The sequence below is a fragment of the Leifsonia sp. Leaf264 genome (assembly GCF_001422325.1).
GTDB lineage: Bacteria > Actinomycetota > Actinomycetes > Actinomycetales > Microbacteriaceae > Orlajensenia.
The window spans coordinates 1-15,729 of record NZ_LMMR01000010.1 but is presented as its reverse complement, the minus strand read 5'-3'; the positions used below and the strand labels follow the sequence as shown (position 1 = coordinate 15,729).

Genomic DNA, 15,729 nt, shown 5'->3' with positions numbered 1-15,729 from the left:
GTCAGGCCACCCGGCCGAGGGCTATCGCCGCGTAGAGCAGGGCGGCGACGGTCTCGCCATCGGTGATCGCGCCATCCGCGACCATCCGCATGACATCGCCCCACGGCACGGCACTGACCCGGGATATTCCCTCCTCGGCGCGGTGCTCCGCGGACGGGCCGTCATCGCCCGCGACGCTCAGCCCGGTCGCGAGGTAGACGACCTCCGGCGCGCGGCAGATGCCGTTGAGTGCGGTCATGGTGCCGATCCGTCGCCACTCCGTCGCGGCATGTCCGGTCTCCTCGAGGAGTTCCCGCTGCGCAGCGAGCAGGGCATCCTCGCCGTCGGTGCCGCCGGCCGGCACCTCGATCGTCGTACCGACGGTGTGCCTGTCGAGGGTGACCAGCAGCACCTCGTCGGCATCGGTCATCGCCACCACGAAGACGGCCTCGTTGCGCACCTCGACGACCCCGTAGATGCCGTCGGAGCCATCGGGGCGGGTCACCTGGTCCTCGGTGACCCGGATCCACGGGTTCTCGTACACGGTGCTGCTGGATGCTGTGGGCCACGTCATCCGTCGATCCTCGCAGCATCCGGATGCCGGTGCCGGAACTGCGCTCAGCCGACGGAACCCGAGCGCCGAGTCGCGAACCGCGCGACGAGCACGGCGAGCAGGCCGACCGCGGCGCCGAGGGTCGTGGCCACGACGCGATCGAGCAGCAGGCCCGACACCGGTGCGGTCGATGCGAGGTGCGAGATCGACAGCGCGAGCGGGGTGATGAAGACCAGCGCGGCGCCGTAGTGTCGGCCGACGAGGATCTCGGCGGCGAACTGGCAGACCGCGATGACCAGCACCAGGACGACCGCCGGCGGCTCCGGCAGCAGCACGGCCGCGGCCACGCCGACTCCGATCACGGTGCCGATGATGCGGTGCACCGCGCGGGAGGTCGAGTGCGGTGCCCGCGGCGGGGGCACGACGGCGACGACGCTGACGACGGCCCAGGTCGGATGCCCCACTCCGGTCAGCAGCGCGATCCCTCCGGCCACCAGCGCTCCGATCAGCAGCTGAGCGATGGTGATCCACACGGCGCCATCGCGCCAGGCGCGACGCGAGATCCTCGGCATCCGGCTCAGGGTGCTGAAGTACCGGCCCTCGCGGGTACCCGCCGCCCGGCGCAGCACCCAGCCCGAGAGGCTGAGCAGCACGGCGAAGCCCGCCGCGGCGATGCTGACGGCGATGCGGATGCCGACCTCGTCGGACGTGGTCGGGATCTCCGCGCAGATGAGGAAGCCGAACACGAAGAACAGCGGCGTCGGCGGGAACAGTCCGAGCGTCGCGGTCAGCAGCACTCCGGTCACGATGACCAGCCCGAGCACGACTGCGACGAGGCCGACAGGTGCCCCTGCGGCAGCGACGAGGGTGCCGAGGCCGACGCTCACGACCATCGCGACGGCGGCCGTCGACACACTGCGCCAGCGCGTCTCGTAGGGCTCGCTGCGCCCGTAGAGGGCGGCCATCGCCCCGAACGAGGCATATGGCGCCAGCTCCACGTGTCCGATCGCCAGCAGGATGAGCAGCGGCACTGCCGCAGCGACGGCGGCGCGAGCGGCCACCTCGAGGTCGAGGGAACGCAGCCGCTTCATCCGTTCGAGCAGGCCAACGGGCCTGTCACCACCGTCGACGGGCGACGGGCGCTCTGCAGCCATGGCTACAGCTTTTCGATCGGAGCGATCTTGATCAGGAGCTTCTTCGCCCCTGCGGTGTCGAACTGGACGTGCGCGACACGCTTCGTGCCCTCCCCCGTCACCTGCGACACCCGGCCCTCGCCGAAGTTGGTGTGACGGATGCGGTCGCCCGCCGCCAGTTCGAGGTCGCCGTTATCGCGCACCTGGGCACCGATGGCGTTCGGCCACTCGGTCTTCGGCCGCGGTGCGGGTGGCAGCGTCGGGTCGGAGCTGTAGCCGTACTGGCCGGGCCCGCGGCCGTCTCGGCGGGCGTTGAGCGCACGTGGCTGCGTTCCACCACGCGAATTCGCCATGCCGGGCGACTGCCGCCAGTCGATCAGGTCGGCCGGGATCTCCTGCAGGTAGCGGCTCGGCATGGCCACCGAGGTGTCGCCGAACTGCGAGCGCGTCATCGCGAGCGAGAGGTAGAGGCGCTGACGGGCGCGCGTGATGCCGACGTAGAACAGACGCCGCTCCTCGGCGGGACCGCCGGGCTCGTTGGCGCTCATCTTGTGCGGAAGCAGGTCCTCCTCGATGCCGGTGAGGAAGACGGCGTCGTACTCGAGGCCCTTCGCCGTGTGCAGCGTCATGAGCGAGACGGTTCCGGAGGAGTCGTCGAGGTCGTCGGCGGCCGCGACCAGCGAGACCTGGGTGAGGAAGTCGACGAGGCCCGATCCGGGGTTCTCCTTCTCGAAGTCCTTGGTCTGGGCGACGAGCTCCTCGACGTTCTCGGCGCGGGTCTCGTCCTGAGGGTCGCGGCTGCGACGCAGCGCCTCGAGCAATCCGCTCTCGGTCATGAGGAAGGTGAGCACCTCCGACACCTTGGCGGCGCCGACGCCGCCCCGGGCATCGGTCTCGGCGTTCGGGTCGTCGCTCGGGGGCGCCGCGGTGCCATCCGCCTGGACCGGCACGAGCATCGCCGCGGCCTGGTCGAGCACCGCAGCGAGCTGGAGGATCGAGTTCGTGACCTTGGGGCCGAGGCCGAGGGAGCCGGCCTCGCGCATCGCAGCGCGGAAGCTGAGGTCGTTCGTCTCGGCGAACTGGGCGAGCTGCGTCTCGGTCGCCGGCCCGATGCCGCGCTTGGGCGTGTTCAGGATGCGGCGGATGGCGAGCTCGTCGAGGGGGTTCGCGACGGCGATGAGGTACGCCATGGCGTCCTTGATCTCGGCGCGCTCGTAGAACTTCGTGCCTCCGACGACCCTGTACGGCAGTGCCGAGCGCACGAAGATCTCCTCCAGCGCTCGGGTCTGGGCGTTCGTGCGGTAGAACACCGCGATGTCGCGGTAGGCCATGCCCGCACGGTGCAGGGCTTCGATCTCATCGGCGACGAACTGCGCCTCGTCGTGACCCGAGTATCCGGTGTAGCCGGTGATCTTGTCGCCGTCGCCCACCGTGGTGAACAGGTTCTTGGCCTTGCGGTCGAAGTTGTTCGAGATGACGGCGTTGGCAGCGCTCAGGATGTTCTGGGTCGAGCGGTAGTTCTGCTCCAGCAGGACCACGCGGGCACCGGGGAAGTCGCGCTCGAACTCGGTGATGTTGCGGATGTCGGCGCCGCGGAAGGCGTAGATCGACTGGTCGGAGTCGCCGACGACGGTGAGCGAGGCGCCGGGGATGACGCCGGTCTCGTCCTCGAGGCCTTTCACGAGCACGCCCTTGTTCTCCATCTCGGCGACGAGCTCGCGCTCGACGGGACGGGTGAGCTCGCGGATGAGGGAGTACTGCGCATGGTTGGTGTCCTGGTACTCGTCGACCAGGATGTGCCGGAACCGACGGCGGTAGAGCGCAGCCGTCTCGGGGAAGGCGCGGAACAGGTAGACGGTCTCGCCGATGAGGTCGTCGAAGTCGAGCGCACCGGCCGAGCGCAGCGTGCGGGTGTACTGCCGGAAGATCTCGAGGAACACGGCCTGCTTGGGGTCGCTCATGTTGGCGCTGCGGGCATAGGCGTCGACATCCGTCAGCTCGTTCTTCAGCTTCGAGATCTGCGCCCCGGCGTTGCCCGGCGTGAAACCGAGAGTGTCGGCGTCGAGGGCCTTGATGATGCGCTTCAGCACGGTGCGGCTGTCGGCGGAGTCGTAGATGGTGAACGTCGACGTGAGGCCGGCCTTCTCGGATTCGCGGCGGAGGATGCGCACGCACGCGGAGTGGAAGGTGGAGATCCACATGCCCTCCGATGCCTGGCCCAGGAGGGCGGAGACACGTTCGCGCATCTCGGCCGCTGCCTTGTTCGTGAAAGTGATGGCGAGGATCTGGCTCGGCCATGCCTCGCGCGTCTCGATGAGGCCGGCGATGCGGTGGGTGAGCACGCGCGTCTTGCCGGATCCGGCACCGGCCACGATGAGCAGGGCGGGACCGCGGTACTCGACGGCCTCGCGCTGGGGCGGGTTGAGCCCGTCGGTGAGGCGGCTCGACGGGCCGGTGTTCGAGCCCGGCCCTGATCGGCCCGGCGCGTCGTGGACGATCATGGGGCTGGGCGCGTCGGGTTCGAAGAGTGTGCTCATGGCTGCCTCAATTGTAGGCGCGGCCGCCGACAGCCAGACGCTGCGCTGCGCTGCGGGCGATGGGGTCCGCAGTCGACGCGCGTCTGTCAGCGACGCATCCGCTCGCGCGCCTCGACACCGAGGTCGGGGTGGTCGACGAAGATGCCGTCGACGCCGGTCCCGACGACGAGGGTGAACTCGCCCAGCCAGTCGCCGTGGGCGGCCTTGCCGTGCCCGTGGCGGAAGTTCGAGGAGAGGAAGCGGTTCTCGGGGCGCAGCGTCCAGGTGAACACGGTGAGTCCGTGGTCGTGGGCGGCGTCGACGAGGGCGCGCCCTGTCAGCTCGCCGCGCTGATGGCGGCCGACGCTCTCCAGGTGGGCGGCGGCGGCATCCTGAGCCGTGAGCTCGCCCACCAGCACCGACTTGTCGACGCTGATGCCGTCGACGCGGCCCTCCAGCTCTCGGAGCCCGGTATCGGTCAGGAAGTCGGCAGCTCCCGGCGCATCCGCGCCGGCAGCGAGGCGCAGGTCCCAAGGGGTTCCCGTCGCCTCCAGCAGGTACACCCGCGGCGCTGTGACGCCTCGTTGTGCGAGGTCCTCGAGCACGGTGATCTCGAACGCCTCGACCGTGAGCCTCTCGTCATCCGTCGACCAGCCCGCAGCGGCGAGCTCCGCCGTGAACAGCTCGTCGAGCGGCAGGCCGACACCCGCGAAGTAGCTGGCGTGCTTGATCTCGGCGACCATGCCGAGCACCCGGCCGTCGTCCGCATCCGTCTCCTCGATCAGCCTGAAGAGGTCGGAGAGTCGAAGCAGCGGGAACCGTCCGTCGAAGGTGGCGTTGGCCGGACGCACCTTCGGGATGCGCTCCCTGGCGTGCAGCGTGGCCAGTTCCGCCCAGGTGAAGTCCTCGGTGAACCAGCCCGTGAGCTTCTTCCCGTCGATCTCCTTCGTGGTGCGCCTGCGGTGGAACTCGGGATGCGCGGCCACGTCGGTCGTGCCGGAGATCTCGTTCTCGTGGCGCAGCACCAGCACGCCGTCACGGGTGGCGACGATGTCGGGTTCGACGGCATCGGCCCCCAGGGCGAAGGCCAACTGGTAGGCGGATGCCGTGTGCTCCGGGCGATAGCCGCTGGCTCCGCGGTGGCCGATGACGAGCGGATGCTGGCTGGCGGGCATGTGATCAGGCTAACGACGACGGCGCACCTCGTTCGGATCGGGGTTCCGCTCGGGGCGGATTCCCATAAATTTCGCCCATGTTCCCGGTAGATTCGTAGAGAAGCGATACCACCAGTCGCCCCACTTCCCCCGCCTCGAGCGAAGGACACCCCATGGCAAACCCCGCATTCAGTCGCAACGCCGCTTTCAGCGAGAAGGGCGGCGTCACCGTCGCCACTCCCACCGCCGAGGAGCTGGCGGCGCACTACAACCAGCCGTCGGCGAACGCCGTCGAGACCGACCGCATGACCGTCGAGGACACCATCGTCAAGTCGGTCGTGAGCTTCGTCATCCTGCTCGCCGGTGCCGCCATCGGCTGGATGACCTACCCCACCGTTCCGTGGCTCTGGGGCGTCGCCGGCCTGGTCGGCTTCGTGCTGGCCCTGGTCAACATCTTCAAGCGCGAGCCCTCGGCCCCGCTGATCCTCGCTTACGCGGCCGCTCAGGGCGTCTTCATCGGCGGCTTCTCGCTGCTGTTCGAGACCATCTACCCCGGCATCGTCGTCCAGGCCGTCGTCGCCACCCTCGTGGTCGTCGGCGTGACCCTCGCCCTGTTCGCGAGCGGCAAGATCCGCGCCTCGAAGAAGGCCACCAAGGTCTTCCTCATCGCGATGGTCGGCTACCTGGTGTTCTCGCTGGTCAACTTCGGCATCATGATCTTCGGCGGAGCCAACGGAAATCCGTTCGGCCTGCGTGGCGAGGACATCCCCGGAACCAGCATCCCGTGGGGCATCGCCATCGGCATCCTCGTGGTCATCATGGCCGCCTACTCGCTGGTGCTCGACTTCGACCAGATCCAGCAGGGTGTGCGCAATCGCGCTCCCCGCAAGTACGGCTGGTCGGGCGCCTTCGGCATCATGGTCACGGTGATCTGGCTGTACACCGAGCTGCTGCGCATGTTCGCGATCGCGCGCAACTAGCTCTCGAACCGAGCCGAGCAGAACGGGTCGCCCTCCGGGGCGGCCCGTTCTGCGTATCCGGGCTCGTGTCGACTGTGCGCCAGCCGTCGACGCTCAGTCCCCGAGGGCTGCGACCTTGCCGAGCAGCACGCCGCGCTCCCGCTCGTTGCCCGTGAGCCGCGCGGCCGTGATGAGCTCGGCGCGCGCCTCGTCGACCCGGCCGAGCCGCACGAGGAGCTCGCCGCGCACGCTCGGCAGGAGGTGGGTTCCGGCGAGGGCTCCGGATGCCGCGATCTCGTCGACTATCCGCAGGCCCGTCGCCGGCCCTGTCGCCATGGCCACGGCCACGGCTCGATTGAGGTCCACGATGGGCGATGGGGCCAGCCGTCCGAGCACCTCGTAGAGCACGACGATGCGTTCCCAGTCGGTCTCGTCGGTGGACGGCGCCACCGAGTGGCATTCGGCGATGGCCGCCTGCACGGCGTAGGCGCCGCGACCCCGGCCGACCGCATCCGCTCGCTCGAGGGCTGCACGGCCGCGGGCGATGAGAGCCCGGTCCCAGCGGCTGCGATCCTGGTCGCCCAGCAGGATCGGCTCGCCCTCTGCCGTCACCCGCGCCCGGAACCGGGACGCCTGGAACTCCATCAGCGCCACCAGGCCGTGCACCTCGGGCTCGTTCGGCGTCAGCTCGGCGAGGACCCGGCCGAGCCGCAGGGCCTCCTGGCTGAGTTCCGGACGCATCCACTCGCTGCCGCTCGAAGCCGAGTAGCCCTCGTTGAAGACGAGGTAGATCACCCCCAGCACCGAGCCGAGCCTGGACGCGTACTCATCGCGGCCGGGCACCTCGAACGGCACCTTCGCGGCGGCGAGGCTCTTCTTGGCCCGCACTATGCGCTGCTGCACCGTCGCCGTCGGCACGAGGAACGCCCGGGCGATCTCCTCGCTCGAGAGACCGCCCACCACCCGCAGGGTGAGCGCGACCCTGGCCTCACGGGCGAGCACGGGATGGCACGCGATGAAGACCAGCCGCAGCACGTCGTCGTCGATGGCGTCGGGGTCCCACGGGGCGGCATCGGCATCGATCCGCGACTCGAGGTCGTGGGCGATGGCGCTGTAGCGATCGTCCAGTCGCTCGCGCCGCCGCCACCCGTCGATGGCCTTGCGCTTGGCGACGGCCGTCAGCCAGGCGCCGGCGTTGCGGGGGACGCCGTCGCGCGGCCACTGCTCCAGCGCGTCGGCGAGGGCCTCCTGCGCCAGGTCCTCGGCGAGCGAGAAGTCCCCGGTCACACGAGTGAGGGTCGCGACGATGCGGGCCGACTCCATGCGCCAGACCGCCGCGACGGAGCGACGGATGCCGTCGGCATCCGTCGTTCCGATCCCGGTCGTCATCAGCGCAGACCCGGCTGCAACGGACTCAGAGCTTGAACGTCGGATCGTTCGCAGCCCGGAACTCGGCCTCGCGCTGGATGAACTCGTTGTCCTGCGGGAAATCGCTGAGCTCGGTGACCCGGCGCACCTCGATGAAGCTTCCCGGACCGAGCGGAACCTTCTTCGCCCACTCGGCGGCCTCCTCCTTCGAGGAGACCTCGAGGATCCAGAAGCCGTTGAACAGCTCCTTCGTCTCTCCGTAGGGGCCGTCGGTCACGAGCGGCGTCTCGGAGGCGAAGTCGACGACGAAGCCCTCGCTCGCGTCGGTCAGGCCCTCGCCGGCTACCAGGACGCCGGCCTTGACGAGCTCCTCGTTGTAGCGGCCCATCGCGGCGATGACCTCCTCGAACGGCATCTCCTTGTACGCCTCGTAGGCCTCATCCGTGCCCCGCATGATCAGCATGTACTTCATCGTGTCCTCCTTGGTCGGAGCGACCTGTCGTGGTCCCTCATTCAGACGTCGAACGGATGCCGCCCGGATCGACAGCCGCGTGAAAAGAATTCTGCGGGCTCAGTAGCCGAGCGAGGCGAGCGAGGAACGCAGGGCGTCTCCGGAGGCCTGAAGGCGCGATTCCTCCTGCGCCGAGAACGGCGTCTCGCGGATCGGCCGGACTCCCGATGCGCTGACGATGCTCGGCACGGACAGGGCTATGCCGTCGATGCCGTGGTAGTCGCTCAGCACGGTGCTCACAGGCATGACCGCGTGCTCGTCCTGGAGCAGGGCCTCGACGATGCGGGCGCCCGAGAGGCCGATGGCGTAGTTCGTGGCGCCCTTGCCACGGATGACGGCGTAGGCGGCGTCGCGCACCTCGGCGGCGATGTCGTCGAGCTCAGAGGCGTCGAACACGGTGCCGCCGCCCCAGTCGAGGAGCGGAACGGTTCCGATGGAGGCGTTCGACCAGAGCGGGAACTCGGTGTCCCCGTGCTCACCCACGATGTAGGCGTGCACGCTGGATGTCGCGACGCCGGCCCGACCGGCGAGGAGCACCCGCAGCCTGGACGTGTCGAGGACCGTGCCCGAGGAGAACACGCGGTTCGAGGGCAGCCCGCTGATCTTCTGGGCGACGACCGTGAGCACGTCGCACGGGTTCGTGACGAGCACGTAGGTGGCTGCAGGAGCGCGCTCCAGGAGCGACGGCAGCAGGCTCTCCAGGATGCGCACGTTCGTGCTCGCGAGATCGAGCCGCGTCTGGCCGGGCTCCTGCTTGGCGCCGGCCGTGATGACGACGACGTTGGAGCCCTCGACGACACCGAGGTCAGCGCCCCCGGTGATGGTGCTGGACCCGGTGAACTGGGTGCCATGGGCGAGGTCGAGCACCTCGGCCTCGGCCTTCGCCGCATTGATGTCGTAGAGCGCCACATGCCGGGCCGAGCCGCGGATCAGGGCCGCGTAGGCGAGGCTGGCCCCCACGCTTCCGGCGCCGACGACGGTCAGTTTCGAGTTCTCGATCTCAGCCATGCTCCCATCCTCCCGTGCGCACGGCGGCGCCCGCCAGCCCGCGCCGATGACGGTCACATATACGAGTCAGCGGACTTCGCGTCGAGAACAGGCCGATGCAGCCGCATCCGTCGCCCGACCGCGCCCGAACTCCGCTGACTCGCACACTCGGATGTGGTCTCGACCAGCGGTGAGGGGGCGCCAGCCAACCACTCCCTCAACGCCGACGCTTTCGCGGCCGCATGGCTCGCGCCGCGGAGCTTTCGCGGTCGGGGGTCTCGCGGGGTGCGAGTTTTGACGTGAAAAAGGCACCCGGCGTTCTTCCGGGTGCCTTTTCACGTCAATGTCTGAGCTGAGGAGCGAGGCCCCCGACCGCGAAAGCGGCCTGAGGAGCGAGATGCCGCGCCGCGAGAGCGCCAGCGCCTACATCACTCCCACTCGATCGTCCCCGGCGGCTTCGACGTGACGTCGAGCACGACTCTGTTCACGTCGGCCACCTCGTTGGTGATCCGGTTCGAGATGCGGGCCAGCACGTCGTACGGCAGGCGCGTCCAGTCGGCGGTCATGGCGTCCTCCGAGGAGACCGGACGCAGCACGATGGGATGGCCGTAGGTGCGGCCGTCGCCCTGCACGCCAACCGAGCGCACGTCGGCGAGCAGCACGACGGGGCACTGCCAGATCTCGCTGTCGAGACCGGCGGCCGACAATTCGGCGCGCACGATCGCATCCGCGTGCCGCAGCAGCTCGAGGCGAGCCTCGGTGACCTCGCCGACGATGCGGATGCCGAGACCGGGGCCGGGGAACGGCTGGCGTCCCACGATCTCCTCGGGCAGTCCCAGCTCGCGGCCGATGGCGCGCACCTCGTCCTTGAACAGGGCGCGCAGCGGCTCGACCAGCTCGAACTGCAGGTCTTCGGGCAGGCCGCCAACGTTGTGGTGGCTCTTGATGTTGGCCGTTCCCGATCCGCCGCCGGACTCGACGACGTCGGGGTAGAGGGTGCCCTGCACTAAGAAGCGGATGGGCTCGCCGTCGGCGTCGGCCTCCGCGATGAGGTCGCGCTCGGCCTGCTCGAAGGAACGGATGAACTCGCGCCCGATGATCTTGCGCTTCGTCTCGGGGTCCGAGACGCCGGCGAGAGCCGAGAGGAACTGCTCGCGCGCGTCGATCGTGACCAGGCGGATGCCGGTCGCGGCGACGTAGTCCACCTCGACCTGGCGACGCTCGTCCTGGCGCAGGAGGCCGTGGTCGACGAAGACGCAGACGAGCTGGTCGCCGACGGCCTCGTGCACGATGGCAGCGGCTACAGCGGAGTCGACGCCGCCGGAGAGGCCCGCGATGACGCGGGCGGAACCGACCTGGGCGCGGATCTTCTCGACCTGCTCGGCGATGACGTTGCCGCTGTTCCAGTCGGCCGGGATTCCCGCAGCCTTGTGCAGGAAGTTCACGATGACGTCCTGGCCGTACTGCGAGTGCTTGACCTCGGGGTGCCACTGCACGCCGTAGAAGCGCTTCTCGTCGTTGGCGAAGGCCGCGACGGGGGTGGAAGCGGTCGAGGCGAGCACCTCGAAGCCCTCGGGCGCGACCGCGACGGAGTCGCCGTGGCTCATCCAGACGGTCTGCGCCGAGGGCTGGCCGCCGAGCAGCTGGTTGCCGTCGTCGGTGCGGGCCGTGACGGCGGTGGAGCCGTACTCGCGCTGGCCCGTGTGCGCGACCTCGCCACCGAGCTGCGTCGCCATCACCTGGAAGCCGTAGCAGATGCCGAGCGTCGGGATGCCGAGCTCGAGGATGCCGGTGTCGAGCGAGGGCGCGCCCTCCTCGTAGACCGAGGACGGGCCGCCCGAGAGCACGATGCCGATCGGGTTCTTCTCGGCCACTTCGGCAGCCGAGATGGTGTGAGGCACGATCTCGGAGTAGACGGATGCCTCACGCACGCGTCGGGCGATGAGCTGGGCGTACTGGGCGCCGAAGTCGACGACGAGGACTGGGCGCTGCGAGGTCTCGCTCACGGGGTGGCCTCCACTGCCGGGGTGGTCGGGGCGACGTCGGGAGCGGCATCAGCTTCCCGGCTCGCGAGATACGCCTTGACCTCGCGGGCGATGCGCCCCTCGAGGAAGAACGACAGGAACGGGATGACGCCGCCGAGGGCGATGACGATGAACCTGGTGAACGGCCAGCGCATGAGGCTCCACAGCCGGAAGTCGCTGAACAGGTAGACGACGTAGAACCAGCCGTGCACGATCAGGATGCCTGTCGACAGGTTCACCGCTGTGACGGTGTCGACGGGGACGAGTGCGAGGAAGCCGGCGGGTCCGCCGAGCTCGATCTCGAGTCCTCCGACGTACTTGAGCAGCATCTCGGCGCAGAGGGCGAGGAGGAGCGTACCGGTGATGATCGACGCCACCTGGTAGAACTTCACCGCCCCCCGGATGCGTGGAAAATCAGCGGGTTTGGGTGCGAGCGGCATGGTCACCATTCTACGGCGCGCTCAGGGTGGTCCTTCACGGCCGTTGGCCCGTCATTCGGTGCGACGGGCGGCGAGGTGCTCTGCCGCATCCGCCGCCTCCTCCTGCTCGCGCTCGTAGGCGTCGCGCACCAGGCGGTACCAGAGGAAGATCGCGAAGCCGGCGAAGACCACCCACTCCACGGCGTAGAAGACGTTGAGCCAGTTGAGCTCGACCTCCTGTGTCGGCGGCGGCGAGTCGATCGCGGTCAGTCCTGCCGCGGCTTCAGTGTCGACGAGGTAGGCGGTGTAGACGTCCTGGTCGTCGAAGTCGGCCCAGAGGTTGATGAGCGCGGCGGAGGACACCGTCGTCATCGAGTGCGGATCGGCGCCCTCGGCGGGTGCCTCCGGCGCTTCGGTCGGCAGCAGGCGGCCGATGACCGTCACGGCATCCGTCGACTCTCCGGCGAGGGTGTCGGCGATGGCGTGGGCCGTCTTCTCGTCGGCGGCCCAACCGCGGGCCACCGGCAGGCCGGGCTCGCCCGCGGCATCGACGGCCAGATGGCTGACGACCCAGAACCCCGCGTCGGCACCGTTCATCCTGTCGCCGATGACCTGCTCGTCACCGGGGACCCAGCGGCCGCTCACCGACACCATCTGACCGGTCGAGGTCTGCTTGATCGGCTCGGCGGGCTGCGCCTTCTCCTCCAACGGGACGATCGTCTCCGTCGGATGCGTCTCCACCCGGGTCGACTCCACGGCACGACTGAGCTGCCACTGGCCGAGCAGGGCGAAGCCTGCTGCGATCGCGAGGGCGGCGATCAGCGCGAGCACCCAACGTGGGCGCACCATCATCCTGAGCATGGATCTAGTCGTCGTCCTTCGGGCGGGGAGTGTCTGATCCATTCTCCGTCACGTCGAGGAGTCGCCCGACCGCATCCGACGTCTCATCTCCGGTGCTGCTGCTGAGGCCGGCTGTCGCCGCCTCCATCAGGGCGATCTCCTCGGTCAGCATGGGGTCGCGTTCCCGGCGCTGCTTCTGGGGTTTCCGCTTGATGATCCTCGCCCCGATCTTCTCGGAGTTCGCGGCGAGCAGCGGGCCGATGATCGACATCACGAGCACGTAGAGGCCGGCGAACGGAGTGATCCGCTCGTCGAGGCCGGCGCCGACCGACAGCGTCGCCAGGATGAGCGCGAACTCGCCGCGGTTCTGCAGGATCACGGCGGCGTTGATGCCGGCCTGCACCCCCAGTCCGTTGAAGCGGGCGACGAGCTGCCCCGCGGCCACGTTGAGGATGATCGTCATGACGATGGCGATGACCACCGGCAGCAGCACCGAGGGGAACGCGCCGACGTCCATGGCGAGTCCGAAGTTCAGGAAGAAGAAGGCGCCGAAGACGTCGCGCAGGGGCAGCGCGATGTGCTCGATCTTGTTGCGGAACCTGGTGGCTCCGAGCACGAGGCCGATGAGGAAGGCGCCGATCGCATCCGTCACCCCGAGAACCTCGCCGATGCCGCCGAACAGCACGGCCAGCCCGAAGAACAGGATGGTGAAGAGTTCGTCGTCCTTGGTGCGGAAGATGCGCCCGACGAGCTTGCCGCCCCAGCGCGCCACGCTGAACATGACCACGAGGAAGGCGAAGGCGATGCCGAGCTTCACGAGGATGGGCCCGATGTCGGTCTCACCGCTCAGCACCACGGACACTATCGCCAGGTAGATGGCGATGAAGATGTCCTCGACCACCGTGACGCCGAGGATCATGGGCGTCTCGCGGTTGGGAAGGCGTTTCAGCTCGATGAGCAGCTTCGTGACGATGGCGCTCGACGAGGTGGCCGTCATGCCGGCGATCACCAGGGCTTCCCGCGGGCCCCAGCCGACCATGAACCCGAAGAGCAGGCCGGCGCCCATGTTGAGCACGATGTAGGAGCCGCCCGAGATCAGCAGCTTCCCGGCATTGCCGAAGAACTCGTCTTGGTCGAACTCGAGGCCGAGGTTGAACAGCAGCATGATGAGCCCGAAGACGGCGATGAGCTCGATGTAGTGGTTCTCGAAGTTGAGCGGGAACCAGCCCGTGTGCGGGCTGGCGAGCAGCCCGACGATCATGTAGATCGGGATGGTCGGCAGGCCGACCATCTTGCCCAGGCGTCCGAGCGCGTACGCGACGATCAGCAGGATGCCGAGCGTGATGAGTTCCGGGCCGAAGTGCATGGCTCAGCCTCCGGGCGGCGCGTCGGGGGCCGACGTGGCGGGCGCGGAGGGGCTGGGCCGGCTCCCGGTGCGGAAGTACGCGAACGCCTTGAGCACCTTCTCCGGCGCTCCGGCGACCACGAGGGTGTCGCCGGGGAAGACCTTGAAGTCTGGGGCCGGGGCCGGGTTCGCGGACTCCCCGCGCACGACGGCGACGACGGTGAGGCCGGCGACTCCGGCATCGGCCGGGTCGCCGAGCGGCTGGCCGGCGATGTGGTCGTCGTAGTCGACGGTGAACCAGTCGATCGAGAGTCCGGGGATCTGGTCGAGAGCCGTGAGGGTCTCGGTGATCTGGGTGCCTCCGAGGAGCTCGGCGAGGGTGTGCGCCTCATCCTCGCTCAGGCGCAGCGACACCTTCTCGGCGTCGTTCTCCTCATCGGAGAAGGTCACCAGGTCGCTGTGACCGGAGCGGTGGGCGATCACTCCGACCTTGCCGCCGTCATCCGTTATGAAGGTGTGCAACACCCCGACTCCGGGGAGCTTGACCCGCCGAACATCAACCATGGCTGGAACTCCGTACACCTCGGGGACAGTGCTTCCACCCTAACAAGACGCCTCCGCGGGCCCGAATCCGCCGGGACGTCGTCCCGCGCCATTTCGTGGGCCTGCGCGCCAGACGATGTGGCGCACAGGCCCAGGAGATGGCGCACGCTGAGAGCAGACGGCTCCTCCCCCGCCTCGCCGCCGTCACGGCGGGTTCCCGGGAGGTCGGATGCCGCTGCGCCGAGCTGCAACGGACGCCACCCTCGGAGCATGAGAGCGCCGCTGCCGACCACCACCGAGAACCTCGTCCTCTCCCGGCGTGCGGCCGAGGTCGGCATGACTGACGCCCTGCGTGCAGCGAGGCAGACCGGAGAGGTGGAGCGGCCGCGACGCGGCGTCTACCTGACCGCGGGCGTCCGCCGTGGAATGACGGAACTCGAGAAACACCGAGTTCTCGCGCTGGCCGTCGGCGAGCAACGAGTGCGTCCGGTGTACGCGGGATTCACGGCGGCAGTCATGCACGGACTTCCCGTGGTCGACGGATTCAGTCGGGAGGTGTTCCTGCTGTCGCCGACGACGTCCGGTCGTCGGCGCAACGGCGTCGTCGAGTTCGGGCGGCGTGAGCTCGTCGGACTCGTCGAGGTCGACGGAGTGACGGCGACGGCGGTGCCGGACACCGTGATCGACGTCGCTCGTTCACGCTCGCTCCTGCAGGCTCTCGTGATGGCGGATGCCGCCCTCCGCGTCGACCGCTTCGGCGAGCGCCCGCCGCTGTGCACACCGGGCGATCTGAGGTCGGCATTCGAGCGGCGCCTCCCCTTCCCCGGCAGCAAGCGTGTGGCCGCGGTCATCGACCGCTCGACGACGCAGGCCGAGGGCCCGCTCGAGACCCTGAGCCGTCTGCGCATCGAGGAGCTCGGATTCCCGGCGCCGAGTCTGCAGCATCCAGTGCGGCTGCCGTCGGGTTCGACCGTCTACCTCGACCTCGCCTGGCCGGCGCACCGGGCGTGGGGCGAGGCCGACGGCGATGGCAAGTACCTCGGGGTCCTGAGCGACCCTGAGGATTCCCGGTCTCCCGGTCAGATCGTGATCGCCGAGAAGAAGCGGGAACAGGAAGTGCGCTCCGCCCTGCGCTGGGAGTGCGGCCGGTGGGACTGGGCCGAGGCGTGGTCCGGTAGGCCGCTCGCCGCGAAACTGCTCGCGCTCGGGCTTCCGCGCAGCCCGAGCCGGCGCCGGCGCCAGCCATGACCGGCAACCACGCCCCACGCCATTTCCGGGGGTTGTGCGCCACGTCAGGTGGGTGAATTCATACAGTCGTTGCAACGTGAGGGGTTGCGATGAGTGTGAGGTACTCGAGCCAGGTGCGGGCGTCGTTCATCGAGGCTGTCTGTGCGGGGT

General features: G+C 69.1%; 14 protein-coding genes. 2 read left to right on the top strand and 12 right to left on the bottom strand.

Annotated elements, in window-relative coordinates; all coding sequences use genetic code 11:
- Nucleotide 1 precedes the first annotated feature (1 nt).
- From ASF30_RS21160 to ASF30_RS21145, 4 genes are all read right to left on the bottom strand, one after another.
- Nucleotides 2–553 carry an NUDIX domain-containing protein gene (locus tag ASF30_RS21160; RefSeq protein WP_055911394.1) on the bottom strand — a complete coding sequence of 184 codons (552 nt, stop codon included), beginning with the start codon at nucleotides 551–553 and terminating at the stop codon, nucleotides 2–4.
- Between the two features lie 44 nt (nucleotides 554–597).
- Nucleotides 598–1,686 carry an FUSC family protein gene (locus ASF30_RS21155; RefSeq protein ID WP_235480449.1) on the bottom strand — a complete coding sequence of 363 codons (1,089 nt, stop codon included), beginning with the start codon at nucleotides 1,684–1,686 and terminating at the stop codon, nucleotides 598–600.
- A gap of 2 nt (nucleotides 1,687–1,688) precedes the next feature.
- A complete protein-coding gene (locus ASF30_RS21150) occupies nucleotides 1,689–4,202 on the bottom strand; it encodes an ATP-dependent helicase (protein ID WP_055911392.1) in 2,514 nt (837 codons plus the stop codon).
- Between the two features lie 86 nt (nucleotides 4,203–4,288).
- Entirely contained in the window at nucleotides 4,289–5,356 is a 1,068-nt protein-coding gene (locus tag ASF30_RS21145) for a glycerophosphodiester phosphodiesterase family protein (RefSeq protein ID WP_055911390.1), read from the bottom strand.
- 152 nt (nucleotides 5,357–5,508) lie between these two features.
- On the opposite strand from ASF30_RS21145, the gene ASF30_RS21140 reads away from it, so the two are divergent.
- Nucleotides 5,509–6,315: a Bax inhibitor-1/YccA family protein gene (locus ASF30_RS21140; RefSeq protein ID WP_055911388.1), complete on the top strand. Its 807-nt coding sequence runs from the start codon at nucleotides 5,509–5,511 to the stop codon at nucleotides 6,313–6,315.
- A gap of 93 nt (nucleotides 6,316–6,408) precedes the next feature.
- On the opposite strand, the gene ASF30_RS21135 is transcribed toward ASF30_RS21140, so the two are convergent.
- The 8 genes from ASF30_RS21135 to ASF30_RS21100 all read right to left on the bottom strand — a co-directional run bounded on the left by ASF30_RS21135 (nucleotide 6,409) and on the right by ASF30_RS21100 (nucleotide 14,352).
- Nucleotides 6,409–7,683 (bottom strand): RNA polymerase sigma factor, encoded by a 1,275-nt coding sequence (locus ASF30_RS21135; protein ID WP_055911386.1) that lies wholly within the window; start codon nucleotides 7,681–7,683, stop codon nucleotides 6,409–6,411.
- 25 nt (nucleotides 7,684–7,708) lie between these two features.
- Nucleotides 7,709–8,134: a YciI family protein gene (locus tag ASF30_RS21130; protein WP_055911384.1), complete on the bottom strand. Its 426-nt coding sequence runs from the start codon at nucleotides 8,132–8,134 to the stop codon at nucleotides 7,709–7,711.
- A gap of 99 nt (nucleotides 8,135–8,233) precedes the next feature.
- Entirely contained in the window at nucleotides 8,234–9,181 is a 948-nt protein-coding gene (locus ASF30_RS21125; RefSeq protein ID WP_055911382.1) for an L-lactate dehydrogenase, read from the bottom strand.
- A gap of 407 nt (nucleotides 9,182–9,588) precedes the next feature.
- Nucleotides 9,589–11,166, bottom strand: a complete 1,578-nt coding sequence (guaA, locus tag ASF30_RS21120; protein WP_055911380.1) for a glutamine-hydrolyzing GMP synthase — start codon at nucleotides 11,164–11,166, stop codon at nucleotides 9,589–9,591.
- Nucleotides 11,163–11,624, bottom strand: a complete 462-nt coding sequence (locus ASF30_RS21115; RefSeq protein WP_055911592.1) for a DUF3817 domain-containing protein — start codon at nucleotides 11,622–11,624, stop codon at nucleotides 11,163–11,165. The genes guaA and ASF30_RS21115 overlap by 4 nt, the downstream gene beginning before the upstream one ends.
- A 51-nt stretch (nucleotides 11,625–11,675) precedes the next feature.
- Nucleotides 11,676–12,452 carry an SURF1 family cytochrome oxidase biogenesis protein gene (locus ASF30_RS21110; RefSeq protein WP_055911378.1) on the bottom strand — a complete coding sequence of 259 codons (777 nt, stop codon included), beginning with the start codon at nucleotides 12,450–12,452 and terminating at the stop codon, nucleotides 11,676–11,678.
- A 16-nt stretch (nucleotides 12,453–12,468) separates the two neighbouring features.
- The gene (locus ASF30_RS21105; protein ID WP_055911376.1) at nucleotides 12,469–13,809 is read right to left on the bottom strand and encodes a cation:proton antiporter; all 1,341 of its coding nucleotides are present in this window, start codon (nucleotides 13,807–13,809) and stop codon (nucleotides 12,469–12,471) included.
- A gap of 3 nt (nucleotides 13,810–13,812) precedes the next feature.
- Entirely contained in the window at nucleotides 13,813–14,352 is a 540-nt protein-coding gene (locus tag ASF30_RS21100; protein ID WP_055911374.1) for a cation:proton antiporter regulatory subunit, read from the bottom strand.
- Nucleotides 14,353–14,601: 249 nt separating this feature from the next.
- On the opposite strand from ASF30_RS21100, the gene ASF30_RS21095 reads away from it, so the two are divergent.
- On the top strand, nucleotides 14,602–15,579 hold the full coding sequence (locus ASF30_RS21095) for a hypothetical protein (RefSeq protein ID WP_055911372.1): 978 nt from the start codon (nucleotides 14,602–14,604) through the stop codon (nucleotides 15,577–15,579).
- Nucleotides 15,580–15,729: the final 150 nt, after the last annotated feature.